The sequence below is a fragment of the Streptomyces sp. NPDC006372 genome, from assembly GCF_040612515.1.
Lineage (GTDB): Bacteria > Actinomycetota > Actinomycetes > Streptomycetales > Streptomycetaceae > Streptomyces.
Map to the genome: position 1 here is coordinate 119,143 of NZ_JBEXQJ010000019.1, position 25,088 is coordinate 144,230.

Annotated in this window: 22 protein-coding genes and 1 pseudogene; 9 read left to right on the forward strand and 14 right to left on the reverse strand. The window is 71.7% G+C overall.

What is annotated here, in order from left to right:
* The first annotated feature begins 69 nt into the window (after nt 1-69).
* Nucleotides 70-1,803 (forward strand): GAF domain-containing protein, encoded by a 1,734-nt coding sequence (locus ABZ016_RS25850; protein ID WP_356919066.1) that lies wholly within the window; start codon nt 70-72, stop codon nt 1,801-1,803.
* Between the two features lie 24 nt (nt 1,804-1,827).
* Here ABZ016_RS25850 and ABZ016_RS25855 read toward each other — a convergent pair whose 3' ends face one another.
* Nucleotides 1,828-2,529 carry a response regulator transcription factor gene (locus ABZ016_RS25855; RefSeq protein WP_356919067.1) on the reverse strand — a complete coding sequence of 234 codons (702 nt, stop codon included), beginning with the start codon at nt 2,527-2,529 and terminating at the stop codon, nt 1,828-1,830.
* 104 nt (nt 2,530-2,633) lie between these two features.
* Complete coding sequence (locus tag ABZ016_RS25860; RefSeq protein ID WP_356919068.1) at nt 2,634-3,020, reverse strand: STAS domain-containing protein; 387 nt, start codon at nt 3,018-3,020, stop codon at nt 2,634-2,636.
* Between the two features lie 192 nt (nt 3,021-3,212).
* Between ABZ016_RS25860 and ABZ016_RS25865 the strand changes: the two genes are divergently transcribed.
* From ABZ016_RS25865 to ABZ016_RS25875, 3 genes are all read left to right on the forward strand, one after another.
* Nucleotides 3,213-4,286 carry a zinc-dependent alcohol dehydrogenase family protein gene (locus tag ABZ016_RS25865; protein WP_356919069.1) on the forward strand — a complete coding sequence of 358 codons (1,074 nt, stop codon included), beginning with the start codon at nt 3,213-3,215 and terminating at the stop codon, nt 4,284-4,286.
* A 23-nt stretch (nt 4,287-4,309) separates the two neighbouring features.
* Nucleotides 4,310-4,984, forward strand: coding sequence for a pyridoxamine 5'-phosphate oxidase family protein (locus ABZ016_RS25870; RefSeq protein WP_356919070.1), 675 nt, complete (start codon nt 4,310-4,312; stop codon nt 4,982-4,984).
* Between the two features lie 106 nt (nt 4,985-5,090).
* Complete coding sequence (locus ABZ016_RS25875; RefSeq protein ID WP_356919071.1) at nt 5,091-5,690, forward strand: hypothetical protein; 600 nt, start codon at nt 5,091-5,093, stop codon at nt 5,688-5,690.
* A gap of 50 nt (nt 5,691-5,740) precedes the next feature.
* Here ABZ016_RS25875 and ABZ016_RS25880 read toward each other — a convergent pair whose 3' ends face one another.
* Together ABZ016_RS25880 and ABZ016_RS25885 are read right to left on the reverse strand one after the other, a co-directional pair.
* Nucleotides 5,741-6,406, reverse strand: a complete 666-nt coding sequence (locus ABZ016_RS25880) for a CBS domain-containing protein (protein ID WP_356919072.1) — start codon at nt 6,404-6,406, stop codon at nt 5,741-5,743.
* A gap of 40 nt (nt 6,407-6,446) precedes the next feature.
* The gene (locus ABZ016_RS25885) at nt 6,447-6,905 is read right to left on the reverse strand and encodes a cyclic nucleotide-binding domain-containing protein (RefSeq protein ID WP_356919073.1); all 459 of its coding nucleotides are present in this window, start codon (nt 6,903-6,905) and stop codon (nt 6,447-6,449) included.
* A gap of 263 nt (nt 6,906-7,168) precedes the next feature.
* On the opposite strand from ABZ016_RS25885, the gene ABZ016_RS25890 reads away from it, so the two are divergent.
* Both ABZ016_RS25890 and ABZ016_RS25895 read left to right on the forward strand, forming a co-directional pair.
* Entirely contained in the window at nt 7,169-8,044 is an 876-nt protein-coding gene (locus tag ABZ016_RS25890) for a universal stress protein (protein WP_356919106.1), read from the forward strand.
* A 24-nt stretch (nt 8,045-8,068) separates the two neighbouring features.
* A complete protein-coding gene (locus ABZ016_RS25895; RefSeq protein ID WP_356919074.1) occupies nt 8,069-10,438 on the forward strand; it encodes a glycosyl hydrolase family 65 protein in 2,370 nt (789 codons plus the stop codon).
* Nucleotides 10,439-10,451: 13 nt separating this feature from the next.
* Here ABZ016_RS25895 and ABZ016_RS25900 read toward each other — a convergent pair whose 3' ends face one another.
* From ABZ016_RS25900 to ABZ016_RS25940, 9 genes are all read right to left on the reverse strand, one after another.
* A complete protein-coding gene (locus tag ABZ016_RS25900) occupies nt 10,452-11,258 on the reverse strand; it encodes an ABC-2 family transporter protein (protein ID WP_356919075.1) in 807 nt (268 codons plus the stop codon).
* A gap of 1 nt (nt 11,259) precedes the next feature.
* Entirely contained in the window at nt 11,260-12,063 is an 804-nt protein-coding gene (locus ABZ016_RS25905) for an ABC-2 family transporter protein (RefSeq protein WP_356919076.1), read from the reverse strand.
* Between the two features lies 1 nt (nt 12,064).
* Entirely contained in the window at nt 12,065-13,060 is a 996-nt protein-coding gene (locus ABZ016_RS25910; protein ID WP_356919107.1) for an ATP-binding cassette domain-containing protein, read from the reverse strand.
* A gap of 149 nt (nt 13,061-13,209) precedes the next feature.
* Nucleotides 13,210-16,080, reverse strand: coding sequence for a glycoside hydrolase family 2 TIM barrel-domain containing protein (locus ABZ016_RS25915; protein ID WP_356919077.1), 2,871 nt, complete (start codon nt 16,078-16,080; stop codon nt 13,210-13,212).
* A gap of 12 nt (nt 16,081-16,092) precedes the next feature.
* The gene (locus ABZ016_RS25920; RefSeq protein WP_356919078.1) at nt 16,093-16,974 is read right to left on the reverse strand and encodes a carbohydrate ABC transporter permease; all 882 of its coding nucleotides are present in this window, start codon (nt 16,972-16,974) and stop codon (nt 16,093-16,095) included.
* A complete protein-coding gene (locus ABZ016_RS25925) occupies nt 16,971-17,936 on the reverse strand; it encodes a sugar ABC transporter permease (protein ID WP_356919079.1) in 966 nt (321 codons plus the stop codon). The genes ABZ016_RS25920 and ABZ016_RS25925 overlap by 4 nt, the downstream gene beginning before the upstream one ends.
* 20 nt (nt 17,937-17,956) lie before the next feature.
* The gene (locus ABZ016_RS25930; protein ID WP_356919080.1) at nt 17,957-19,219 is read right to left on the reverse strand and encodes a sugar ABC transporter substrate-binding protein; all 1,263 of its coding nucleotides are present in this window, start codon (nt 19,217-19,219) and stop codon (nt 17,957-17,959) included.
* A gap of 221 nt (nt 19,220-19,440) precedes the next feature.
* A complete protein-coding gene (locus ABZ016_RS25935; RefSeq protein ID WP_356919081.1) occupies nt 19,441-20,697 on the reverse strand; it encodes an ROK family transcriptional regulator in 1,257 nt (418 codons plus the stop codon).
* A gap of 215 nt (nt 20,698-20,912) precedes the next feature.
* Nucleotides 20,913-21,551, reverse strand: coding sequence for an ANTAR domain-containing protein (locus ABZ016_RS25940; RefSeq protein WP_356919082.1), 639 nt, complete (start codon nt 21,549-21,551; stop codon nt 20,913-20,915).
* Nucleotides 21,552-21,780: 229 nt separating this feature from the next.
* Between ABZ016_RS25940 and ABZ016_RS25945 the strand changes: the two genes are divergently transcribed.
* Nucleotides 21,781-22,131: a helix-turn-helix domain-containing protein gene (locus tag ABZ016_RS25945; protein ID WP_356919083.1), complete on the forward strand. Its 351-nt coding sequence runs from the start codon at nt 21,781-21,783 to the stop codon at nt 22,129-22,131.
* Nucleotides 22,132-22,214: 83 nt separating this feature from the next.
* Here ABZ016_RS25945 and ABZ016_RS25950 read toward each other — a convergent pair whose 3' ends face one another.
* Nucleotides 22,215-23,471: a D-arabinono-1,4-lactone oxidase gene (locus ABZ016_RS25950; protein WP_356919084.1), complete on the reverse strand. Its 1,257-nt coding sequence runs from the start codon at nt 23,469-23,471 to the stop codon at nt 22,215-22,217.
* Nucleotides 23,472-23,644: 173 nt separating this feature from the next.
* On the opposite strand from ABZ016_RS25950, the gene ABZ016_RS25955 reads away from it, so the two are divergent.
* Together ABZ016_RS25955 and ABZ016_RS25960 are read left to right on the forward strand one after the other, a co-directional pair.
* Nucleotides 23,645-24,652, forward strand: coding sequence for a hydroxyacid dehydrogenase (locus tag ABZ016_RS25955; RefSeq protein WP_356919085.1), 1,008 nt, complete (start codon nt 23,645-23,647; stop codon nt 24,650-24,652).
* A gap of 110 nt (nt 24,653-24,762) precedes the next feature.
* A pseudogene (locus ABZ016_RS25960) lies at nt 24,763-25,044 on the forward strand (MFS transporter); the annotation flags it as partial.
* Nucleotides 25,045-25,088 lie beyond the last annotated feature (44 nt).

The window sequence follows — 25,088 nt, forward strand, 5'->3', positions numbered from 1 at the left end:
ATCACCCATTATCGTGAGGTGGAGGAGGCGCCCATCCGGTGCGTCCGCGGGAACCGGTCGGAGGCTGCGATGAGCGGGGAACGGCCCGGGCGGTCCGAGCAGCACCTGCCCAAGTTGCGGCTGGACGAGCTGCTGGACGAACTCCAGTCGCGGATCGACGCGGCGCGCGGCGCCCAGGGCCGGGTGCACAGCCTGCTGGAGGCGGTGCTGTCGGTCGGACGGGAGCTGGACCTCGCCCAGGTGCTGCGACGTATCGTCGAGGCGGCCGTGGTGCTCGTGGACGCCGAGTACGGGGCCCTGGGCGTCATCGGCAACGACCGTATGCTCTCCGAGTTCCACACCGTCGGCGTCAGCGCGGAGCAGCGGGCCCGGATCGGGGACCTGCCCAGCGGGCACGGCATCCTGGGCGAGCTGATCCGGCACCCCGAGCCGCTGCGCCTGGCGGAGATCTCCGAGCACTCGGCCTCGTACGGCTTCCCGGCCCACCACCCGCCGATGCACTCGTTCCTGGGTGTGCCCATCCGGGCCCGCGACCGGGTGTTCGGCAACCTCTACCTCACCGAGAAGCGCGGCGCGACGGAGTTCGACGCCGAGGACGAGTCGGTGCTCTCCACCCTCGCGGTGGCGGCTGGCGTGGCGATCGAGAACGCCCGCATGTACGAGGAGACACGGCTGCGCGAGCGGTGGCTGGGGGCCAGTTCCGAGGTCACGCGCGCCCTGCTGTCGGGCGCACCGGGCACGGACGTCCTGGAACTGATCGTGGAGCGGGCGCGGCAGATCACCGACGCCGATGCCGGGATGATCGCCGAGCGGGTGCCGGAGGAGAACGCGCTGCGGCCGCTGCTCGCCGCCGGACTGGACGCGGAGCGGCGCAGCGGCCTGGTGATGTCCGGGCAGGACGGGTTCGTCAACGCCGTGCTGACGACGGCGGAGCCGGTGGTGAGCACCGACATCCAGGAGGACCCGCGGACCAGCCGGGACGCCGAGCAGTGGGCCGGGCTCGGACCCGTCGTGGGAGTGCCGCTGGAGGCCGGCGGCAAGGCCGGCGGAGTGCTGCTCCTGGGGCGCGCGGCGGGCCGTACGCCGTTCACGGACTCCGACACCCGCCCCCTGCTCGGGTTCGCCGGGCAGGCGGCCCTGGCGCTGGAGCTGGCCGAGCGGCGCCGGGACGCCGAGCAGATCGCGCTGCTGCGGGACCGCGACCGGATCGCACGCGACCTGCACGACCTGGCCATCCAGCGGCTGTTCGCCGCCGGCATGACACTGCAGAGCACCCAGCGTTTCGTCGACCACCCGGAGGCCGTGGAGAGGCTGTCGCGGACCGTGGACGACCTGGACGAGACCATCAAGATCATCCGCTCCACGATCTTCGGACTGCGGGTGCAGGGCGGCCGCGCGGGCGAGGGCGGTGGCCTGCGCGCCCGGGTGTCGGACACGGTCACGGCGGCGACCTCGTCCCTGGGCTTCGCCCCCGCGGTACGGATCGAGGGGCTGGTCGACACGGAGGTGCCGGGCGAGGTCGCCGACCACGCGCTCGCGGTGCTCGGCGAGGCGCTGAGCAACACGGCCCGGCACTCCGCGGCGCGCTCCGTCGACGTGTACCTGCGGTACGCGCACGGCGAGTTGACCCTGACCGTGACCGATGACGGACGCGGGATCCCCGCGGGCACCGCGCGCAGCGGGCTGAAGAACATGGAGGAGCGGGCCGTGGCCCTGGGCGGTGACCTCCGGGTCGGTGAGCGCCCCGAGGGCGGCGGCACCCGGGTGGTGTGGCGGGTGCCCGTGCGGCCGGCGAAGGACTGACCACCGCCTTCCCGGCGGCCGGGGTCAGCGCGCCGGGCGCTCACCCGTCACGGGCTGCTCCAGCTGCGACGCGAGGACCGCCGCCTGGACGCGCCGCTGCACACCGAGCTTGGCCAGCAGCCGCGAGATGTGGTTCTTGACCGTCTTCTCGGACAGATAGAGCTTCTTGCCGATCTCGCGGTTGGTCAGCCCGTCCCCGATCAGGGCGAGGATCTCCCGCTCGCGCGGTGACAGGCTCGCCAGCTCCGGGGCGAGCGCCGGTTCCCCGTCCGGGTCGGCGCGCAGCGAGCGCATCAGCCGGGCCGTGGTGTCCGGGTCGAGCATCGACCGCCCGGAGGCGACGGTGCGCACCGCCGAGACCAGGTCGGAGCCCCTGATCTGTTTGAGTACGTACCCCGAGGCCCCGGCCATGATCGCGTCGAGCAGGGCCTCCTCGTCGTCGAAGGAGGTCAGCATCAGACAGGCCAGCCCGGGCATCCGGCTGCGCAGTTCCCGGCAGACGGTGATCCCGTCCCCGTCCGGCAGGCGTACGTCGAGCACGGCGACGTCGGGACGGAGCGCGGGGCCCCGGACGAGCGCGTGCTCGACGTTCTCGGCGTCCCCGACCACCGAGATGTCGGGCTCGGCGTCCAGCAGATCGGCCAGACCGCGGCGCACCACCTCGTGGTCGTCGAGCAGGAAGACCCGGATCGGGTGCTCCTCGGTGAAGGCGCGCGGCTCGGTCATCTCGATCCCTCGTTCCCGGAACGCCGGAAGGACGGACGGCGCACCGCCCGTGACAACGATCATCACGTGCGGTCAACGGAAGCACTAGGGCCGATCGGCCCCTGTCATACCGATGCCGCACCCTTCCCGTGCTCCTCCTCGCGCTCCTCCCTGGGCTGCGGCGGCATGCCGGGCAGCACCTCGAAGACCCCGGCCAGACCGGCGTGCCGCAGGACGCGCCGGAGGAAACCGCTGTCGGTGACCAGCCGCAGCCGGCCGCGCCGGGCCAGCACGCGGTTGCGCGCCCGGCACAGGACGCCCAGTCCGGTGCAGTCGATGAAGGACACCGGGCGCAGGTCCAGCACCAGGTCGGGACGGGGGCCGGCGGTCAGCAGGTCGAGGCGCTCCCGCAGGGCCGGTGCCGTGAGCAGGTCGATCTCGTCGTGCAGCGTCACCACGCGTGCCGTGCGCTCCGCAGGCCGCGTGAGGGACCCGCCGGGGGAGTCGTACATGGTCCGAGCAAAGCCCGGCGGATGGGGAGCGCGATAGGGCCGAACGGCCCCAGTGCGGCGGCCCGGCCGCGCGAGGCCCTGTCCGGCGGGCGGATGGGGCCGACCGGCCCAAGCGCGGGCCACCGGTCCGCGCCAAGCTGGAACGGGAGTGCAAACCGGGCACATCGCCCCCGCGAGGAAGGTGGGAACGCCATGAGGGGCTACGTCTTCCACGGCCCGGGACAGTCCGCCTGGGAGGACGTCCCGGACCCCGGCACCAAGGAGGCGACCGACGCGATCGTGCGGGTCGACGCCGTCACCATCTGCGGAACGGACCTGCACATCCTCAAGGGCGACGTGCCCGAGGTACGCCCGGGCACCGTGCTGGGGCACGAGGCGGTCGGCGAGATCGTCGACGTCGGCGGCGACGTGCACACGGTGCGGCCGGGGGACCGGGTGCTGGTCTCCTGCATCACCGCCTGCGGCCGCTGCCGCTACTGCCGCGACGGCATGTACGGCCAGTGCCGGGGCGGCGGGGGCTGGATCCTCGGCCATCTGATCGACGGCACCCAGGCCGAGTACGTCCGCGTGCCGTACGCCGACCTCTCCGTGCACGTGCTGCCCAGCGCCCTGGACAGCGCGGACGCCGTGCTGCTGGCCGACATCTTCCCGACGTCCTACGAGGTCGGAGTGCTCAACGGGCACGTACGGCCCGGCGACACCGTCGCCGTCGTCGGCGCCGGACCCATCGGGCTCGCGGCCGTCGCCACCGCCCGGCTGTTCGCACCGGAGCGGATCGTCGCCGTGGACCTCGCCCCGACACGGCTGGACGCGGCCAGGGAACTCGGCGCGGACGCGGTGGCGGACGCGCGGGAGGCCCCCGAGCAGCTGATCGAGGACCTCACCGACGGGCTCGGCGCGGACGTGGTCGTCGAGGCGGTCGGCGTCCCGGAGACCTTCGAACTCTGTACGCGCATGGTGCGGCCCGGCGGGCACGTGGCCAACATCGGCGTGCACGGCGGGCCGGCCACCCTGCACCTGGAAGACCTGTGGATCAAGAACGTCACCATCACCACGGGCCTGGTGGACACCTACTCCACCCCCACCCTGCTCCGGATGGCGGCCACGGGCCGCCTGCCCACCGGGCGGCTGGTCACCCACACCTTCCCGCTGACCGACATGGAGGAGGCGTACGACGTCTTCGGGCGGGCCGCCGACACCGGTGCGCTCAAGGTCGTGCTCGGCGGGGAGCGGCACGAGGAGGTCGTCCCCTTCCGGGCGGCCTGACGAAGGAGATGAGGTGACGTGCCATGACCGAACAGGCCTCGTCGCACGCCGTGGAGGGGAACCCGGCGGGTGACCTGGGGCGCCGGATCACCCAGCGGCGTACGGAACTCGGCCTGAGCCGAAAGGAGACCGCGGCGCGCGCGGGCATGGCGACGGCCTACCTCCAGTACCTGGAGGAGCAGCCGACCGCGGCCCCGGGCGCCGGCTCCCTCCTCAAGCTGGCCGGGGCACTGAAGACCACGGTGTGGCACCTCACCGGCGGCGACACCGAACTGCCCACCGGTCTCGGACGGGCCGCCCGCACCCCCCGGTTCACGGAGCTGACCGAAGCCGAGTGCCGCTCCCTGCTCGCGACGCACGGCGTGGGGCGGCTGGCCGTGATCACGGACTCCGGGCCGGCCGTCGTGCCGGTCAACTACAGCGTCGTCGAGGGCGCGGTCGTCTTCCGTACCGACTCCGGCAGCACACCCGCGGAGGCGGCCGGCCGCCAGGTGGCCTTCGAGGTCGACCGCATCGACGAGGCGTTCAGCGAGGGCTGGAGCGTACTGGCGCGCGGCCCGGCGAGGGCCGTGACGGATCCGGACGAGAGCGCCCGGCTCGACAGGGAGGCGTACAGCACGCCCTGGGCGGGAGGCCGGCGCGAGCTGTGGCTGAGCATCGAGCCCGTGGCCGTCACCGGGCGCCGGATCACGGTGTGATCGCCGCGTCCGGGTCCGGGGTTGCGCGCTGCCCCGCTGCGGGAGGCGAGCCGGGGTGGTGGCGGCGCAGACTGGAAGTACACCCGTGGCGTGGGGGTGAAACGCGATGACGGAGACCCGTCGGAGGAACTCGAACACGGTGCGGCTGTGGCGGTGGCGGAAGAACCCGCTGCGCCGGCGCAGCGACCGCATCGAGGCCTGGATCGTCCTCGTCGCCCGCGTCCTCGCCGTGCTGGGCGGGGTGCTGGTGGGGCTGGCCGCGGCCGGAGCCACGGACGGCGCCCTCGCCGCACAGCGCGCCGAGGCGCATGCCGTCCCGGCCGTGCTGACCCAGCAGGCGCCGAAGACCCCGCAGGTGTCGACGGACGGCTCCGACGGCGACACGGTGTGGGCCACGGTGCGCTGGACCGGTCCGGAGGGTGGCGCGCACACCGGACGGACCGAGGTCGAGCCGGCCGCCGCGGCCGGGACCCGGGTGACGGTGTGGACGGACCGCACCGGCGCGCTGGTCGACGCGCCCCTCTCCCCGACGGAGTCGATGTTCCAGGCGGCCGCCACCGGTCTGCTGGCCGGATCCGGCACCGCGGTCGCCGTCTGGGCCGGCGGACGACTCGCCCGCGCGCGTCTGGACCGGCGGCGGCTGGCCGCGTGGGACGCGGAGTGGGAGCGGGTCGGGCCGCAGTGGAGGAAGCGGATGACCGGCTGATTCGAACACCCCCCGGACACCCCTCAACGACACCCCGGTCGCCGCGCCGCCTACCGCCGCTCGCTCCGGGCCGGGGCCCCGGCCAGGCGGAAGTCGACGTCCACCACACCCTCCACCGCGCGGATCAGACGGGCCGCGACGGGCACGAGGGAGGTGTCCCGGACATGGCCGGTGAGGGTGACGACCCCGTCCCGCACCTCCACGTCGACGGGTCCGGCGGGTGCGGGGAAGAGGAGGCTCACGACCTCGCGGCGGACCTCCTCGGCCAGGTCCTCGTCGGTCCGCAGGAACACCTTGAGCAGGTCCGCCCGGCTGACGACGCCCTCGAGGAGGCCTTCCTCGTCGACCACCGGCAGCCGCTTCACCTTGCGCCGGGCCATGATGCGCGCGGCCTGGGCGAGTGTGGCACCGGTGCGGACGGTCACGGCCGGGGAGCTCATCAGATCCTCCGCCGTCATCCCGCCCGCCTTGACCAGGTCGGACAGCCTGCTCAGCTGCGTGAACCGGTCCGGATCGCTGTCGCGGAACTCCTCCTTGAACAGCAGATCGGCCTCGGAGACCACCCCGATCACCCGGCCCTCGCCCTCCAGGACGGGCAGCGCGCTGACCTTCCACTGCTCCATGACCTCGACGATGTCCTTGAACGCGGCGTCACGGCCCACGGCCACGACGGTGTGCGTCATGACGTCGCTGACGATGTGCGGGCTGCCCTGCATGGCCGTTCTCCTCCGATGGCCGGGTGGGGACGGGGACCGCTCATATCGGGCTCCCGCCGCCGTAGGGGGCGTACAGGTCGAGCAGCCGGGCACGCGAGGCGTGCAGCCGGTCGGCGACCACCCGGCCGACCCAGCACGCGACCGCGCGGCCGAACTCGGGGTCCCCTGCGCACAGGGCCCGCACGGCCTCCGCGTCGAACTCGTAGGCGCGCACCGGGCTCATCGCCTCCGCGCCCAGGTGCCACACGTACGGCGCGAAGTGCCACGACCAGCCGACCAGTTCACCGTGGCCCAGGGACTCGACGACAGCGGCCCGACGGCCCGGGACGCGCAGGTCGAGCACGACCGTCCCGGTCCGCACGATCCAGAACCGGTCGGCACGGCGGCCTTCCTCGAACAGGCGCGTGCCGGCCTCGAAGGACACCTCGTGGGCGACGCGCATCAGCCGCTCCCGGTGCTCGGCCGTGAGGCCTGCGGACAGGTTGGTGGTGGAGGTCATCCCCGGGCTCCCTTCAGCGCCCGCCGCAGCCGGACGGCGGGTCCGTCGCGCGGGTCCGCGGCGTCTCGGCGCTGCCGAGGCCGGGGCCGCTGACCTCAGCGTCCGCCCGGCGTGCGCGGCGCACCACGGGCCGCCCGGCCCCGGCCGAGGGCCGTTGGTCCCTGTCAGGGGCCCGACCGCCCCCTCGCGCCCGGCTGCCTAGGGTGCGACGGTGAGAGTGGATCTGCAGACTGCCCGAGCACGAGGCGGTGGGAACGATGATGATGGAACTTCCCCTGGTCGTGGGCGTCGACGGGTCGGGCGGCTGCCTGCCGGCGATCGACTGGGCGGTGGACGAGGCCGCCCGGCACGGTCTCCCGCTGCGGCTGGTCCACGGCTCCCTCTGGGAGCGGTACGAGGGCCTCGCCCCGAAGGTCGGACCGGGCCGCCCCACCTCGCAGGTGAGGGCAGACCACATCGTCGCCTCCGCGGCGGAGCGCGCCGGCCGGCGCAACCCCGACGTGAAGGTGTCCACCGACGTCCACCCCGCCGACGCGGCGGACGCCCTCCTGCACGAGGGCAACAACGCCACCGCCCTGATCACGGGGTCGCGGGGACGCGGCGCGCTGACGGGACTGCTGCTCGGCTCCGTCGGGCTGGCCGTCGCCGCCCGCGCGCACTGCCCGGTGATCGTGGTGCGCGGCGACCGGGCCGGCCTGGCCGGCACCCACGAGCGGATCATGCTCGGCGCCGGGGAACCCGACACCAGTGAGGAGGCGGCCCGGTTCGCCTTCCGTGAGGCCGAGGTCCGCGGATGCGTCCTCGACGTGGTCCGGACCTGGCGCCGCCCGGCGTACCCGACCGCCGGCCCGGACACGCTCGCCGGGGTACCCGCCCGGGACCACGAGAAGGAGGCCGGTACCGAACTCGACGAGCTCCTCCGTGACGCCCTGGCCGACCACCCCGGCGTACGCGTGCGCCGCACGACGGTCGAGGGCCCGGCCCGCGAGGTGCTGGTGCACCGCTCGGCCGCGGCCGACCTCGTGATCGTCGGAGCCCGGCGCCGCCAGGGCCACTTCGGGCTCCAGCTCGGCACGGTGGCCCACACGTTGCTGCACCACGCCCAGTGCCCCGTGGCCGTCGTGCCGCAGCGCGTCTGAGCCCCCCTGGGAGGAGACCGCCCTGTGACGGAACGGATCTGGCAGTACGACGGGTACCACCCCGCGGAGGAGCGGCTGCGGGAGTCGCTGTGCACCCTGGGCAACGGCTGCTTCGCCACCCGCGGGGCGCTGCCCGAGTGCGCGGCGGACGACGTGCACTACCCGGGCACCTACGCGGCCGGCTGCTACGACCGGCTCACCTCGCAGGTCGCGGGACGCTCCGTCGAGAACGAGGACCTGGTCAACCTCCCCAACTGGCTGCCGCTGCGCTTCCGCCCGGCGGGCGGCCCGTGGCTCACGCCGGACACGGCGACGGTGCTGGAGCACCGTCAGGCCCTGCACCTGGACTCGGGACTGCTGGAGCGCCGTACCCGCTACGCCCTCGGCGCGGGACGGGCGCTGTCCGTACGGCAGTGGCGACTGGTGCACATGGCCGACCCGCACCTGGCGGCACTGCGCACCGAGTTCACCGCCGAGGGCCACACCGGTGAGCTGGAGGTCGAGGCGGCGATCGACGGGGGAGTCACCAACGCCGGAGTGCCGCGCTACCGCGACCTCGACGGCCGCCACCTGACCCAGGTGCACACCGGAACGGCCACGCCCGGCACGGTGTGGCTGGGCTGCCGCACCCGCACCTCGGACATCGGGATCGGCATGGCCGCCCGGCTGACGGCCCCGGCACCGGTCTCGGACGTGCACGAACCCGGCCGTGCCGTGCAGCGGCTCACCCTGTCCCTGGCCCCGGGCCGCACCGTCACCGTCGACAAGACGGTCGCCCTCCACACCTCGCGCGACGCGGCGATCAGCGATCCGCTGCGGGCGGCCGTGGAGCGGGTGAGCGCGGCACCGGGCTTCGACGAACTGCCGGCCTCCCACCGCACCGCGTGGAACCAGCTGTGGCGCCGCGCCGAACTCAACGTCCCGGGGGAGGCGGGAGCCATTTTGCGCCTGCATCTGTTCCACGTGCTCCAGACGCTCTCCCCGCACACCGCCGACCTGGACGTGGGCGTGCCGGCCCGCGGGCTGCACGGCGAGGCCTACCGCGGGCACGTCTTCTGGGACGAGCTCTTCGTCCTGCCCTATCTGAACCTGCACTTCCCCGAGGTGTCCCGCGCCCTGCTCCACTACCGTCACCGGCGCCTGGACCGGGCCAGAGCCGCCGCCCGGGCCACCGGCAGACGCGGGGCGCTGTACCCGTGGCAGAGCGGCAGCGACGGGCGGGAGGAGACCCAGCAACTGCACCTCAACCCCCGCTCCGGGCGCTGGCTGCCCGACCACACCCACCTCCAGCACCACGTCGGTTCCGCGGTCGCCTACAACGTGTGGCAGTACTGCGAGGCCGGCGGCGACGCCGAGTTCCTCCACACCAAGGGCGCCGAGATGCTGCTGCAGATCGCGCGCTTCTGGGCCGACTCGGCCACCTGGGACGCGTCCCTGGGGCGGCACCGCATCCGGGGCGTGGTCGGCCCCGACGAGTACCACGAGGCATACCCGGGCGCCGAACGGCCCGGCCTGGACGACAACGCGTACACCAACGTCATGGCCGCCTGGGTGCTCGCCCGGACGCTGGACGTGCTGCGCGACCTGCCGGAGCCCCGCCGCCGCGAACTCGTCGAACGCACCGCCCTGAACGACGGAGAACCCGACCGCTGGGAGGAGGTCTCCCGCACCCTCCACGTCCCCTTCCACGACGGGATCATCAGCCAGTTCGAGGGCTACGGCGACCTCGCCGAACTCGACTGGGACGCCTACCTCCAGCGGTACGGCGACATCCGGCGCCTGGACCGGATCCTGGAGGCCGAGGGCGACAGCGTCAACCACTACAAGGCCTCCAAGCAGGCCGACGTACTGATGCTCGGGTACCTGTTCTCACCGGCCGAACTACAGGGACTCTTCCAGCGGCTGGGCCACCGGCTGGACGAGGGAGCCTGGCGGCGCACCGTCGACTACTACCTGGCCCGCACCAGCCACGGCTCCACCCTCAGCGGCCTGGTGCACGGCTGGGTCCTGGCCCGGTGCCGCCGCGCCGATGCGTGGAAGTTCTGCCAGGAGGCCCTGCGCGGCGACATCGCCGACCTCCAGGGCGGCACCACCGGCGAGGGCATCCACCTGGGCGCCATGGCCGGCACCCTCGACCTGGTCCAGCGGGGGCTGACCGGCCTGGAGACCCGCGCCGGAGCGCTGTGGCTGGACCCCGTGCCGCTGCCGGAGCTGTCGTCGTACGGATTCTCCATCGCCTACCAGGGCCACTGGGGGATCAGGCTGCGCCTGACCAGCGGCGAACTGGAGATCACCGTGCCGCCCTCCGACCTCCCCCCGATCGACGTCGAACTGCCCGACCGGGCGGTCGGCGTCGAACCGGGGGAGACCGCCACGCTCGTGGTACCCGACTGACCGCGGGCCACCGTCACCCGTTGATCCCGCTGTAGTGCCGCAGACCCCACCGCCACACCAGCCGCGCCCCCAGATACGCCAGCAGACCCAGCAGCGGTGAGGCCGCCGCCAGCCAGTAGGGCACACCGGTGGTGTGGCCGTGGCCGGTCAGGACCGCCGCCGGGAAGTACGCGACGAAGGCCAGCGGCAGACCGAAGGTGAGGAAGCCGCCCACCGCCTTCGGGAGGACGTTCAGCGGGTAGCTGCCGAACGTGCCGAGGAGTTCCTCCAGCCAGCGGCCCCACATGTCGGCGGCCGGGAAGCGCAGGGACGCACTGGCCACGACCGTGAACAGGGCCGCCTCCAGCAGCATGCCGCCGAGCACGGCCGCGATCAGGTACGTGACGCGGCCCGTCGTCCAGTCCATGTCGCTGCGGGCGACCGCGCCCACCATCAGGCCCGTGGCCACCGTCAGGTCTCCGATGGCGTTGGTCGGGAAGAACGCCAGCTGGATCTGGCGGTGCACCGGCATGGGGCGCATCAGGTAGATGTCGATCCGCCCTTCCTGGATCTGCCGGCCGGCCATGTGCATCCGCCCCAGCAGCAGCACGAACAGAGCGTGCGCCAGCATCCGCATCGCCGGGATCAGCAGCACGTCCGCGCTGTCCCAGCCGCCCATCCCGGCGAACCGGGACAGCAGCACCGTGGCGAACACGATCACCGACACCTGCCAGATCGCCCCGATCGCGATCATCAGCAGGAACTCGGTGCGGTACTCCAGCTGCGCACGGAAGTTGAGCGCGGTGACGCGCCACACGATCCGCAGAGCCTTCAGCGACATCTCAGCCTCCCTGCGAGATCACGCGCCGGGCGGCCCGCCGCCACAGAAACCGGGTGAACAACGCCAGCACCACGACCCACGCGGCCTGGACCGAGAGCTGGAACGCCGCGTCGGACAGCGGGATCCGCCCCACGTACAGCGACAGCGGCACGCTCAGCGTGGCCTGGAACGGCAGGAAGGCGCTCATCGTCACGAACCAGTCCGGGAAGAACCACAGCGGCGCGTACACCCCGGACAGCAGGTTCTGCGCGAACAGCAGGATGAGCATCGCCGCGGTGTTGCGGACCGTCCAGAAGCACAACTGGTCGAGCACGAGCATGACGTAGTACAGAACCCACTGGCCCAGCAGCATGCTGAGGACGAACACCCCGGCCACCGAGGCCGACCGGGGCGGCTCGACGATCCCCGCGGCCAGGCAGATCACATACCCGGTCAGCGCCCACGCGAGCCCGTACAGCTGCTCGCCGGCGGCCCGCAGGGCGTAGTAGCGCTGCGGGGGCAGCGGACGCAGGTACCAGTAGACGATGGTGCCGAAGTGCATGTGCTGCAGGACGGTGTCCCGGCCCGCGTACTGGTCCAGCTCCCGCAGCCGGGAAGCCAGTACCGCCAGTACGGCGTAGGTGACCGCCTGGTCGCGGCTCAGGCCGGCGGTCGTGCCGGACTGCGCGTACAGGCCCCGCCACAGCGACCAGACCAGCACCACCTGCACGGCCAGCCGCAGGGCGACGGCGGTCATCCGGGGCGGGGCGTTCAGCTCGCCGAGCGGGGTGACGCGGGCGGCGCGCCAGGCGTACGGCGCCGACACCTCAGGCCTCCCCGACGTGCACGTACGCGGCCCGCATCACGTCTTCCAGGTCCGCCTCGTCCAGCGCTATGTCCGTCACCTCGTACCGCTCGATGACCGCCTTGAGCGCCTGGTGGACGGTGGGCGCTCCGGGCCCGTCGGGGCCGAAGACGACCTGCGCGCCCTCATGGCGCAGCAGTGCGGTCCCGGGCGGCGGAACGACCTCGGTGTGCGGGTCGGCGAGGGTGGCCCGCACCTGCCAGGTCGAGCCGAACTTCCGGCGGATCTCGTCGAGGGTGCCGTCCAGCATCAGCCGGCCGTGGTTGACCAGCACCACCCGCTCGGCGAGCCGCTCGACCTCCGTCATGTCGTGAGTGGTCAGCAGGACCGTACGGCCGCGCTGCTCCACCTGGTGCCGCAGGAACTCCCGCACCTGCTCCTTGACCACCACGTCCATGCCGATGGTCGGCTCGTCGAGGAACACCACCGGCGGGTCGTGCAGCAGGGCGGCGGCCAGATCGCTGCGCACCCGCTGCCCGAGAGAGAGGTGGCGGACCCGGGTGTCCCAGAAGGACGACAGCTCCAGGATGTCGTCGAACTCCTCGAGCCGGGCCGCGTGTTCGGCCTTCGGCACCTCGTAGATGTCCCGCAGGATCGCGAACGACTCGCGCACCGGCAGGTCCCACCACAACTGGGTGCGCTGCCCGAACACCGCGCCGATGTTCCGGGCGTTGCGCTCGCGCTCCTGATACGGCACGACGCCCGCGACCCGGGCCTCACCGGAGGTGGGGGTGAGGATGCCGGTCAGGATCTTGATGGTGGTGGACTTGCCGGCCCCGTTCGGTCCGAGCAGGGCGAGGAGCTCGCCCGGCGCCACGTCGAAGGTGATGTCGGAGACGGCGTGCTTCGCCACCCGTTCGGGGTTGACGAGCGAGCGGACGGCGCCCAGGAAACCGGGGCGGCGGACAGTGGTGTGGAAGGTCCGGGACAACCCGCGGACCTCGATGGCGACATTCAACCGACCCACCGGCTTCCTTGTGGTTCGTGGTGAAAGCAGTCGCGGCCGGTCGGCTGCGAGGGCCGACCGGCCGCGGATGACGTCCCGACACTGTCGGAATGTCGATCAATTGGTCAATCGATTAATCGGTTTCTTACCTTGCGGTCTTCTTACCGGGCGGCCGAGAACACGAACGAGAACTCCGCCGGCTCCGCCTTCAGGAAGTACTGCGGCAGCGGGCCCGGGCCGCAGGACTGCGAGCCGATGCCGTGCTGCCCGTGGTCGAGGTTGACCCACACCGTGTCGCCGGGCGTGAGGTCGGTGCGGTGCCGCGCCGCCTCCAGCTGCTCGGTCGTCCAGCGACGCGCGGTGAACCAGAACTCCGGGTCGCCCTCGATCCGCAGCCCGCCGAGCTCCACCCAGCGGACGTCGGCGCGGGCGCCGTTCTCCTGCGGGCGGACGTACGGCGTCTGCAGCCCGTCCACGGTCGACTGCCAGCGACCCACCATGGACGCCGTCCTGGTGTCCGGGTACGCCTCCCCGGGGCCGCCGCCGAACCACTCCACCGAGTCGGCCTCGGACAGCCCGAACCGCACACCCAGCCGGGGCAGCGGCACGGTCCAGTCGCCCTCCGGTGTCACCGAGACGGTCAGCCGCAGCCGCTCGCCGTCGGACGTCCAGCGGTACACCGTGTCCAGGCCGACCTCACGGGCGGCGGGCGCCACCCGGGTCCGGACCGTCAGCGCGTCCTCGCCCGCCTCGACCGAGACCAGGCGGTGCCGCATCCGGTGCAGGCCGAGCGTGCGCCAGAGCATCCCGTAGCGGGTGTCGGTCTGCCACTCCGCGCCGTCGTCGTTGTCGGTCGGCGCCCGCCACACGTCCAGCCGTGGCGCACTCACCGCCACATCGCCGATCGACCGCAGCGCACCGGTGCGCGCGTCGAACTCGGCCGGGCCGAGCGTGATCCGGTCGTCGCCTCGCACCGGCCGGTCGGTCGCGGGGACGACCGGCAGCGGCCGCGCCGCGACGGCGAACTGCCCCCACGCCACGACGTGGTCCTTGGCGGCCCAGGCCGTGTCGGCCGCGAGCAGCGCCCGCACCGTCCACTGCCGCTCGCCGCCCCGGCCGTCCGCGGGCGGCTCCGGCAGCTTCACCTCGGCGCTCTCGCCCGGGGCGAGGACCGGCACCGCCAGCGAACCCGACTCGACGGTCTCACCGTCCACCTGGCAGGACCACTCGAAGGCCAGCGCGGACAGGTCCGCGAAGTCCTGCTTGTTGGTGATCCTCACAGTGCCGCTCGTGCCGTCGCCCCCGATCCGGACCGGCTCGATGACCTTCTTGTACTCGATCAGGCCCGGCGACGGCGCACGGTCCGGGAAGACCAGCCCGTCGCACACGAAGTTGCCGTCATGCAGCTCCTCGCCGAAGTCACCGCCGTAGGCGTAGCCCAGCTCGGCATGCCGGACACCGTGGTCGATCCACTCCCAGATGAACCCGCCCTGGAGCCGCTCGTGCTTCTCGAACAGCTCCTGGTAGTCGGCGAGACCGCCCGGCCCGTTGCCCATCGCGTGCCCGTACTCGCACTGGATGAACGGCAGCTCCCGGCGCCCCCGCGTACCGCCGTCGAGCCGCTGCCCGATCTTGTCGACCTCGTCGTGGAAGGCGTACATCCGCGAGTACACGTCCGTGTCGCGGCAGTTCCAGTCGCCCTCGTAGTGCACCAGCCGCTCGGGGTCCCGCTCGTGGATCCACTCGGCCATGGCGGTGAGGCCGCGCCCGGTGCCGGCCTCGTTGCCCAGCGACCAGAACACGACGGACGGGTGGTTCTTGTCCCGCTCGACCATGCGTGCGGCCCGGTCCAGCAGGGCCGGGGTCCAGCGGTCGTCGTCGACCGGGTTGTCCCGCCAGTCCTGCTCGACGAAGCCGTGGGTCTCCAGGTCGCACTCGTCGATGACCCACAGACCGTACTCGTCGCACAGGTCCAGGAAGGCCGGGTGCGGCGGGTAGTGCGAGGTGCGCACGGCGTTGAGGTTGTGCCGCTTCATCAGCAGCACGTCCTCGCGCATGGTCTCCAGGTCGAGCGCACGGCCCCGCTCGGGGTGCCACTCGTGCCGGTTGACGCCCTTGAAGAGGACGGCCTTCCCGTTGACCTTGATCAGGCCGTCCTCCAGGACGACCGTACGGAAACCGATCCGCAGCGGCACCCGCTCGCCCTCGGTGGCCAGCACACCGTCGTACAGCTTCGGCGTCTCGGCGGTCCACGGCTCGACCGCGACCGTCACCGACTCGCCGGTCGCGACATCGATGTCCAGGGCCGGGACGGTCACCCGCCCGTCGACGTCGGAGTCGACGCGCAGGGTGCCCTCACCCGTGGTGTGGTCGTACGAGGCGTGCACGAAGAAGTCGCCCGCGCTGCCCGCCGGGCGGTGCAGCAACGTCACGTCACGGAAGATGCCCGGCAGCCACCACTGGTCCTGGTCCTCCAGGTACGACCCCGCCGACCACTGGTGGACACGCACCGCCAGGACGTTGCCGCCCGGCTTCAGCAGGTGCCCGACCGTGAACTCGTGCGGCAGCCGGGAGCCCTTGAACTCACCGAGCTCCGTGCCGTTCAGCCAGACCCGGGCGCAGGACTCGACCCCGTCGAACCGGAGCACCGCGCCGCCGTCCGCCGGCCAGTCGGCCGGCAGGTCGAAGACGCGCAGGTGGTCACCGGTCGGGTTCTCCGTCGGGACGTACGGCGGGTCCACCGGGAAGGGGTAGAGGTGGTTGGTGTAGATCGGGGACCCGAACGCCCCGTCGCCCTGGAGGACCCAGTGCCCGGGGACCGTGACCTCGGCCCAGTTCCCGGCGTCGAAGCCCTCGCCGGCGAACGAGTCGTCCTCGGCGTCGACCGTCGCCGACAGCCGGAAGCGCCAGCTGCCGTTCAGCGACAGGGACGTGGCGTCCGAGGCGGCGTACCAGGCACGGGGCGGCAGGGCCCCGCTGCCCGGGGAGACGTCCTCGACGTAGTCGACGGACGGGGTGGTGCGGAAAGACATCGGTCTCCTAGCTCAGCCCTTGATACCGGTCTGCGCGATCCCCTGGACCAGCCAGCGCTGGAGGAAGAGGAAGACGAAGATCAGGGGCAGGATCGAGATGGCGGTGGCCATGAAGATCAGGTGGTAGTTGACGGTCTGGTTCGTCATATATGACGACAAGGCCACCTGGACGGTCCAGGCACTCGGATCCTGTCCGATGACCAGGGGCCACAGGAAGGAGTTCCAGCCGTTGATGAAGGTGATCGTCGCCATGGCCGCGAAGAAGTTCAGCGAGTTGGGTACGACGATCCGCCAGTACGCGCCCCAGTAGCCGAGCCCGTCCACGCGTGCCGCCTCCTCCAGCTCCTTCGGGAACCCCAGGAAGTACTGCCGGAACAGGAAGCAGGTGAAACCACTGAACAGGCCCGGGATGATGAGACCCCGGTAACTGTCCACCCAGCCGAGGGACGAGACCAGAACGAAGCTGGGCACGAAGGTGACGGCCGTGGGAACCATCAGCGTGGCCAGGACGGCGTAGAACACCTTGTTGGCGTGCTTGTAGGGGATCCGGGCCAAACCGTATCCGGCCATCGAGCAGATCAGCAGAATGCCTGCGGTGTGCAGGACGGCGACGACCACGGAGTTCCACAGGGACCGGGCGAAGTCGACGGTGACGTCGTCGAAGGGCTCGCTGAAGTTGCCCCACTGGATGGCGGTGGGGAACCACTTCCACTCCTCGCCCGTGATCTCCGGGTCTGTCATCAGCGAGTTGCGGATGATCAGGTAGAAGGGGACGAGGAAGAGGAGGGCCGCGACGCCGGTCGCGATGTACAGACCGGTGTTGCCGATGACGCCGCCACGCTTGGCCTTGGCCGGCCTGGGCGCCTTCCTGACGTCGGGTGCTGTGGTGGTCACTTGGACTCCTCACCCCTTCCGAAGCCCATGAACTTGCCCTGGAGCAGGGTCACGGCGCAGATGAGCAGGGTCAGGACGACGGCGCCCGCGCTGCCCACGCCGTAGTTCTGGTTCTGGCCGAGGGCCATCTTGTAGAGCTCGACCAGCGGGGGCTGGCCCCAGGTGGCCTTGCCGAGCAGGTTGAAGAACTCGTCGAAGGCTTGGTAGGCGGCGATCAGCAGGAGCAGGATCACCGCGGTGGAGGTGGCCCTGAGCTGCGGCAGGGTGATGTGCCGGAAGGTCTGCCAGCCCGGCTTGGCGCCGTCGATGGCGGCGGCCTCGTACAGCTCCTGCGGGATGTTCTGCAGCGCCGCGATGAAGAGGATCATGTAGAAGCCCGACTGGAGCCACAGACGGACGGTGACGATGACCAGCCAGTACCAGGGCGGATCGGGGTTGGCCAGCCAGGCGATGTTGTCGATGCCCACCCAGCCCAGGACGGTGTTGGCGAGGCCGAAGCGGACGCCGTTGAAGATGGACATCTTCCAGATCAGCGCGGCGGCGACATAGCTGACCGCGGTCGGCAGGAAGAACACCGACCGGAAGAATGCCCGCATGAAGCGCAGCCGGTTGACCAGCAGCGCCAGACCGAGGGACAGGGCCCAGGTGGCGGGCACGATGAACGCGGCGAACACGGTGAACGTGACGAGGGAGTTCTGGAAGTTCGTGTCCGTCAGGATCTGCTTGTAATTGTCGAAGCCGACGAACTCGCTCGGCGTGACCGTGAAGCGTGCCTCGAAGAAGCTGAGCCAGACGCTCCAGCCGATGGGCACGAAGACGAAGATCACCAGGCCGATCAGGAAGGGCCCGGTGAAGAGCCAGAAGTTGAAGGTGCTGCTCGCCCCGAGGCCCCGCCGCGGCCGGGTCTTGGAGACCTTGGCCGGGGCGGGCTGGGCGACCCCGCGTGTGGTGGTGGTCGACATGTCGAGATCCGTCCGGTGGCCTAACCGAAGAGCTTCTTGAGTTCGGCGTTGACCTTCTTCTCACAGGCGTCGAGCGCGGCCTTGGGGTCGCCGTTCTTGCGGACGGTGTTGGCGATCACGTCCCAGAACGCGGCGATCATGGCCTGCGTCCAGCCGATGTTGTCGAAGTGCCCGAACTCGTTGAAGAGCTTCACGCCCTCGGCCGGCAGACCGGACTTCAGCTTGGTCGCGGACGCGGCGAGCGAGGTGCGCGGCGGGATGTGGAAGCCGTAGGAGGTGGCGAAGTCCTCCTGGTACTTCTTCTGGTCGATCCACAGCCACTTGACGTATTCCTTGGCCGCTTCGACGTTCTTGCCCTTGGCGTTGACGAACATCGACCAGCCGCCGTTGTAGACCGACTGCTTGCCGGCCGAGCCGACCTTCGGGAACGGGAAGATGCCGATGTCGTCGCCGAGCGCCTTCTGCATGGCCGGCATGGCCCACATGCCGCACCACTGGATCGCGGTGAGGCCCTGGATGAGGGCCGACGGGTCCCACGAGTCGGCGGGGGCGTCGAGGAGCAGGTTGCCGCTGGTGAAGAGACCGCGCAGCTGCTTGAGGCCGTCGGCGACGGCGTCGGTGTTGAAGGCGGGCTTGTTGTCGGCGGTGAGCGTGTCGGCACCGGCCGACCAGATCAGCGGGCGGTCGATCGACGTCAGGTCGTTGCCGAGGAAGAGGCCCTTGACCTTGCTCGTGGTCAGCTTGTCGGCAGCCTCGATCAGCTCTTCCAGCGTGGTCGGAACCTGGACTCCGGCCTTCTTGAACAGCGAGGGCCGGTAGAAGAGGAACTGCGGGTCGTCGATCATCCGGACGCCGTATATCTTGCCGTCGACCGTGTGCGACTTGATGTCGGCCGGGTTGAAGTCGTCCTTGACCGGATCGATGATGTCGCTCAGGTCGGCCACCTGACCGCTCTTGACCATCTGGATCTGCGGGTGGAACTCGAAGACGTCCGGCGCGTTCTTGGTGAGCAGCGCGGCGAAGAGCTTCTGCTCGTAGTTGTTGCCGGTGATCCACTGGGTGGCCACGTTGGCGTCCTTGTAGGCCTTCGCGTACCGCTTCACGGCCTGCTCGACGCCGGCCTCGCCGTACGCGTGGAAGTACTGGACGAGGGCGTCGCCCGAACCTCCGCCGCTGCGTCCGGTGTTGCTGCCGCACGCGGTCAGCCCGCCGGCGGCGGCCAGGCCCATCGCGGCCCGCAGTACGTTTCGGCGGTCCCAGTTCATGTTGCTCGATGCCGACATGCTGACGTCCTTGTCTCGAGTGCGGCTGCGGCTCTGCGGCTCACTGCCTGATGGCTCACGGCCCGGGGGCTCGCGCCAGATGGCTCAAAGAGAGGGTGCGGTGCGGGACGCTAGAGCTTCGGCTAAGGCTTCGGCAAGGGGTTGGACGAAGTCTGTTCGAAGCGTTGTGTCCGGTTCGTGATTTCGAACAAGTGGGGGTGGTGGAGGAGGTGCTTCCGCCGCTACGAGGGTGGCGTGGCGGTGGTTCGGGTTCGGCTCCTCACGGGGGCGGTGCGTTTGCCGTTCTTCTGCCCGACGGCCTGCAGTGCGCCTTCGAGCGCGAGCGTCGCCGCGCCCAGGCACACGGGGTCGGTGGGGATCGGGGAGAGGACGATCTCGGTGGCGGCCAACGGCCGTGGCAGCGCGTGCCGGGTCACGGCCTCGCGCACCTCGTGCAGCAGCGGTTGACCCAGGGCGATGCCGACCCAGCTGCTCAGCACGACGATCTCGGGGTTGAACAGGTTGACCAGGTCGGCGACGCCGGCGCCCAGGTACCGGGCGGTCTCGTGGACGACCTGGCGCGCCACCGGGTCGCCCGCCGCGACTCCGCGGGCCAGCGCGTCGATGGTCGCCGTCTGGTCCTCGGGGTGCAGCAGCGCGCTGTCGGGGCTGAGTTCGCGCAGGTTCATCATGATGCCGCGGGCGCCGACGTAGGCCTCCACGCAGCCGTGGTTGCCGCACCGGCACAGCCGCCCGTCCAGCACCATCGTGGTGTGGCCCCACTCACCCGCGCTGTTGCTCACGCCGCGGTGCAGCCCGCCGCCCAGGACGAGCCCGGCGCCCACCCCGGTCCCGAGGTTGACCACCACGGCGTTGCTCCGTCCGCGTGCGGCCCCGAACCACAGCTCGGCGACCGCGGCGGCACGCAGCGGGTTGTCCAGGTACAGGGGGTAGGCGATGTGCTCGGTGAGCAGGTCCAGCAGCGGTACGGCGTGCCAGTCCCAGTTGGGCGCGTACTCCGAGACGCCGGTGGCGCGGTCCACCTGTCCCGGCACGCTCACGCCGACCCCGAGCACCCGGGCGCCCTCGATGCCGGCCTGGGTGACCACCGAGCCGACGGCGGTGGCCACATGGCCGACCACCTGCTCGGGCAGGCTCTCACTCGCGCGGACGTCCTCCTCGGCGCGGGCCAGCACGTTCAGCCCCAGGTCGAAGAGCTCGACGTGGACGTAGGTCTCGGCGATGTCGACGCCGATCAGCGCACCGCCCGAGGTGTTGACCGCGACCAGGCCCCGGGGGCGTCCGCCGGCCGAGTCCTCGAAGCCGACCTCCGTGATCATGCCCAGGTCCAGCAGCTCGCCGACGAGTGTGGCCACCGTGGCGAGACTGAGGCCGGTGGCGGCCGCCAGCTCCTGCCGGGAGGTGGGTGACTCGGCGATGATCTGGCGCAGCACCTCGTAGCGGTTGGCGGTGCGGATGTCACGTGATGTGCGCTTCACCGGGTGCCCCATTCCTTCCCAGACCGGCCCTGGCCGGGTCGAGGTCGGCACCGGCGCGGCGCAAGGCTATGGGCTGCCGGGGACTTTCGACAAGGGGTTTGGAAAGGGGCTTTATAAAGTGCGCTCCTGGTGAGGGGCGAGAGTGGCCGGGCATGGCCTGACCATGATGCCCGGGTCGGGTGACGGCCGGTGCGTCAGTCCCCCTGGAGGGAGGCTCAGCCGGACGGGCGACCCGCGGGGTCGTCGTCGGGCGTGCCCGCTCCGGCGACGGCCGCCGCGAGCTGCTGCTGCACCCGCTCCGGCAGTGTGCTGCCGCGCACGGTGCCGACCAGGTCGCGGGCCAGGTGGTGCAGCTTGGTGTTGGTGTTCTGGGACGTCCTGACCAGCACGCTCCAGGCCGCCTCGGGGCTCAGGCCGAAGGACGCCATCAGGATGCCGCGGGCCAGGTCGATGGTCGGCCGCGTCTCCATCGCCCGTCGCAACTGGGCCACCTCGGTACGCAGCTCCCGGTCGCCGTCGGCCTGCGCGGGGACCGCCGGGAGCGTCTGCGGGACGGGCGCCGTGAACAGCTCCGTCATGCCGGTCAGTTCGAGGACGCGCCCGACCGCGCGGCCGGCGGAGCGGACGGTGACCGACTTGCCCTGGTCCAGGGCGCGCATGCGCAGGTCGAGCAGCATGTTGACCCCGGAGCAGTCGCAGAACCCGACCGCGTTGAGGTGCAGGTCGACGCCGCTGTCCGACAGCGTGAGGATGTCGTGCAGATCCGGCAGGAGGCGTCGGCTTCCCAGGTCCAGTTCCCCCCACAGGGTCACGGACATCCGGTCGCCGTCCGGTACGACGTCCATGGTCGCCATGCACGGCGGAAGCGCCTCTGGTGCGTCGTCGCCCGCCGTGGGGGCGGCATCCTCCTGCGCGTGAGACCGCGCAGAGTACGCAGGCTCCGGCATGGCCCTGTTCTCCCTCGTCCGCTCGCCCTGCCTCCGCTTTCCACCCTCGCTTCTGTACCCCACACCCGTCAACTGATACATGAAACGAAGTACGTGTTTTTGAAAGCGTGTACCTGAGGTCGGTAGAGTTTGGGGTATGGATGGAGTGCCCGAGCCACACACCGGATGGACGTTCGTCACCAACCATGCCCGGGTGCTGGCGGCCATCGCCGACAACCACAGCGCCCGTATCAGGGACATCGCGGCCCACTGCCGGCTCACCGAGCGCGCCGTGCAGAAGATCATCGCCGACCTGGAGCAGGACGGCTATCTCTCCCACACCCGGGAGGGCCGCACCAACACGTACCGGATCGACCCCGGCAAGGTGCTGCGTCACCCCGCCGAGGCCGGGCTGACCGTGGCGTCGCTGCTGTCGCTGCTCGTCAAGGACGAGGTCGACCGCGTCACGACCCCCGGCCCCCGCGGCCTGCCGCACGCCACGGCCTGACCCTCCGGCCAGACGTCGAGGCCCGCCCCCGGGACCGCACGCCACGACCTGGCTGTGCGTCTCCTGACCCGCGGGCCGTCCGGCTACGCCTCCGCGAGCACCTGCCGCACGAAGGCGTTCGTGAACTTCCCGCGGGGGTCCAACTCCCGCTTGAGGGACCGGAAGTCGCCCAGCCGCGGATACAGTCCGCGCAGGACGGACGCGGGCACGGTGAACACCTTCCCCCAGTGCGGCCGCGCCCCGTAGGGGGCCAGCGCCTCCTCGACCCGGCGCACCACCGGCAGCACCGCCTCGGTGTCCTCGACCCAGGTGAAGTGTGCCGCCACGGTGTCCCGGCCGTAGGAGGGGCTCAGCCACTGGTCGTCGCCGGCGACCGTGCGTATCTCGCAGGTCTGGAGGACGGGGGCGACCGTCCCGCGGAGCGCGTCCAGCGCGTGCAGCATCTCGATCGCGTGCCCGCGCGGAAGCAGGTACTCCGACTGCAACTCCGCCCCGCTGCTCGGGACGAACTCCGCCCGGAAGTGCGGCAGCCGCTCATGCCAGGGACCCGGCACGCCGAACTGCTCGGTGCAGTTGAGCGCGGGCATGCCCGGTACGGGGTGCATCTTCTCCGTGGCGGGAGCGGCCCAGGGGAAGGCGGGCAGCGGCTGGTCGGTGCGGCGCTTGAGCCACACCTGCCGGAAGCCCGGCGCACGCCAGTCGGTGAAAAGGCTGACGCTGTAGCCCGTCGCCACCACCGTCTCGAACGTCCCGGAGTCCAGCCCCTGAAGCGGCAGTTCGGTGAACACGTGCTGCTCGGCCTCGAAGGCCGGCTCCAGGTCGAGGGTGAGCGCGGTGACGACGCCCAGCGCGCCCAGCGCGACCACGGCCCCGCCGAACCGCTCCTCGTCCCGGCCTATGGTCACCGTCGAGCCGTCGGCGGTGACCAGTTCCACCTCGCGCACCGCCGCCGAGAGCGGCCCGTTGAGCACCCCCGAGCCATGGGTGCCGGTCGCGACCGACCCGGCCACCGAGATGTGCGGCAGGGACGCCATGTTGTGCAATGCCAGACCCTGGCCGTGCACCCGGCGGGCCAGCTCCGCGTAGCGCACGCCACCACCGACCCGGACCGTCCGGGCCACCGTGTCGACGTCCACCTCGGGCGGCAGGCCTGCCAGCGACAGCAGAACCCCCTCGGCGCCCGGCTCGGCGATCTCGTTGAACGAGTGTCCGCTGCCCAGGACCCGCACCCGGTCACTGTCCGAGACGAGCGTGCGCAACGCGACGAGCGAGTCCGGCCGGTGCAGCTCCTTGGCCGCGTAGGTGATGTTGCCCGCCCAGTTGGTCACGGTCCCGTTCATCGCGTCGTCCTTCCCCGAGGCAACGGGGACCGGGAGAGCCCCCGCCGGAACCTACCTCGGCCGGTCGTCCATTGCTCCCGCCGCCCGGCTCGGCCTACCGTGGAGATGTTGTAGAGAGCGGTTTCTGCCCGCTCTGCCTCCCCAAGTGCCGCCGAGCCGGAAGGTCACCCCCCTTGAGCCAGCGCCCCCAGGCACTGTTCGCCATGGACCCCGAGAACGTGCCGCAGGTCTTCCCGCCCGAGGTGCTGGCCCGGCTGCGCGCGTCCGTGGACATCGACCCGGCCCTCGTCGTGCGGGACTTCACCGACCCGGGCGTGCGCGACGCGCTGGCCCGGACCGAGATCCTGATCACCGGCTGGGGCTGCCCCCGGATCGACGAGGCGGTCCTCGACGCGGCTCCCCGGCTGCGCGCCGTGCTGCACTCGGCCGGGTCGGTGAAGTCCTTCGCCACCCCCGGCATCTGGCGGCGCGGCATCGCCGTCTCCACGGCCGCCGCGGCCAACGCGCTGCCGGTCGCCGAGTACACCCTCGCCATGATCCTGCTCGCCGGGAAGGACATCCTCGCCGCCCGCGAGCGGATGCGCGCAGACCGCGCCTCCTCCGGCTGGGGTGTCCTCCCGGGCATCGGCAACTACGGCCGCCGGGTCGGCGTCATCGGCGCCTCCCGCATCGGCCGCCGCGTCCTCGACCTGCTGCGCCCCTTCGACCTGAGGCCCGCCCTCACCGACCCGTACGTCGACGAGCAGGAGGCCGCCGCGCTCGGCGTCCCCCTGCTGCCGCTGGACGACCTGCTGCGCACGAGCGACATCGTCACCGTCCACGCCCCCGAGACACCCGAGACCCACCACCTGATCGGCCGTCGCGAGCTCACCCTGATGCCCGACGGGGCGGTGCTGATCAACACCGCGCGCGGCGCGCTCGTCGACCACGACGCCCTCGTGGCGGAACTGCGCACCGGGCGCCTGACCGCGATCCTCGACGTCACCGACCCCGAGCCGCTCCCCGCCGACTCGCCCCTCCACGACCTGCCCGGAGCCTTCCTCACCCCGCACCTCGCGGGCTCCCAGGGCAACGAACTGGCCCGGCTCGGGCTGACGGTCGCCGAGGAGGCCGCGCGCCTGTGCGCGGGGGCACCACCGGCCCATGCGATCGACCTGGCCTCCCTGGAACGCGTGGCCTGACGGGCCGACGGGGCGGCTCGGAGGCGTGCTGGTGCTGGTGCTCTTCGTGCCCGGCGACATCACTGCCGCAGGTGCCGCACCCCCGCCCACCACTGGACCGGGCCCGACGCCTCTACCTGCTCCTCTAGAGCGAAGAGGGCCTGCCCGCCCACCTGTTCCCGCTGCTGCCGCTGGGCACGGCCGTCGTCTTCCTGCTGCTCGGTTACGGCCTGGTGCTCGGCCCCTGGCACGGTCTCCCCGCCGCGGCCACCGTCCGGGTCCTCCACGGCACCTTCTACGCGGCGACCGACGGCGTGCTCGCGGCCGCCACGGCAGGGGCGGTCGCGGCACGGCACCGGGGGGCCGGGCAGCCACTGGTGGGCACCGGCCAGGCGCTGGCCCGGTTCGCCTGCTGCTGGTCGCGCAGGCCGGTGACAAACAGGGCATCGGGGACCCC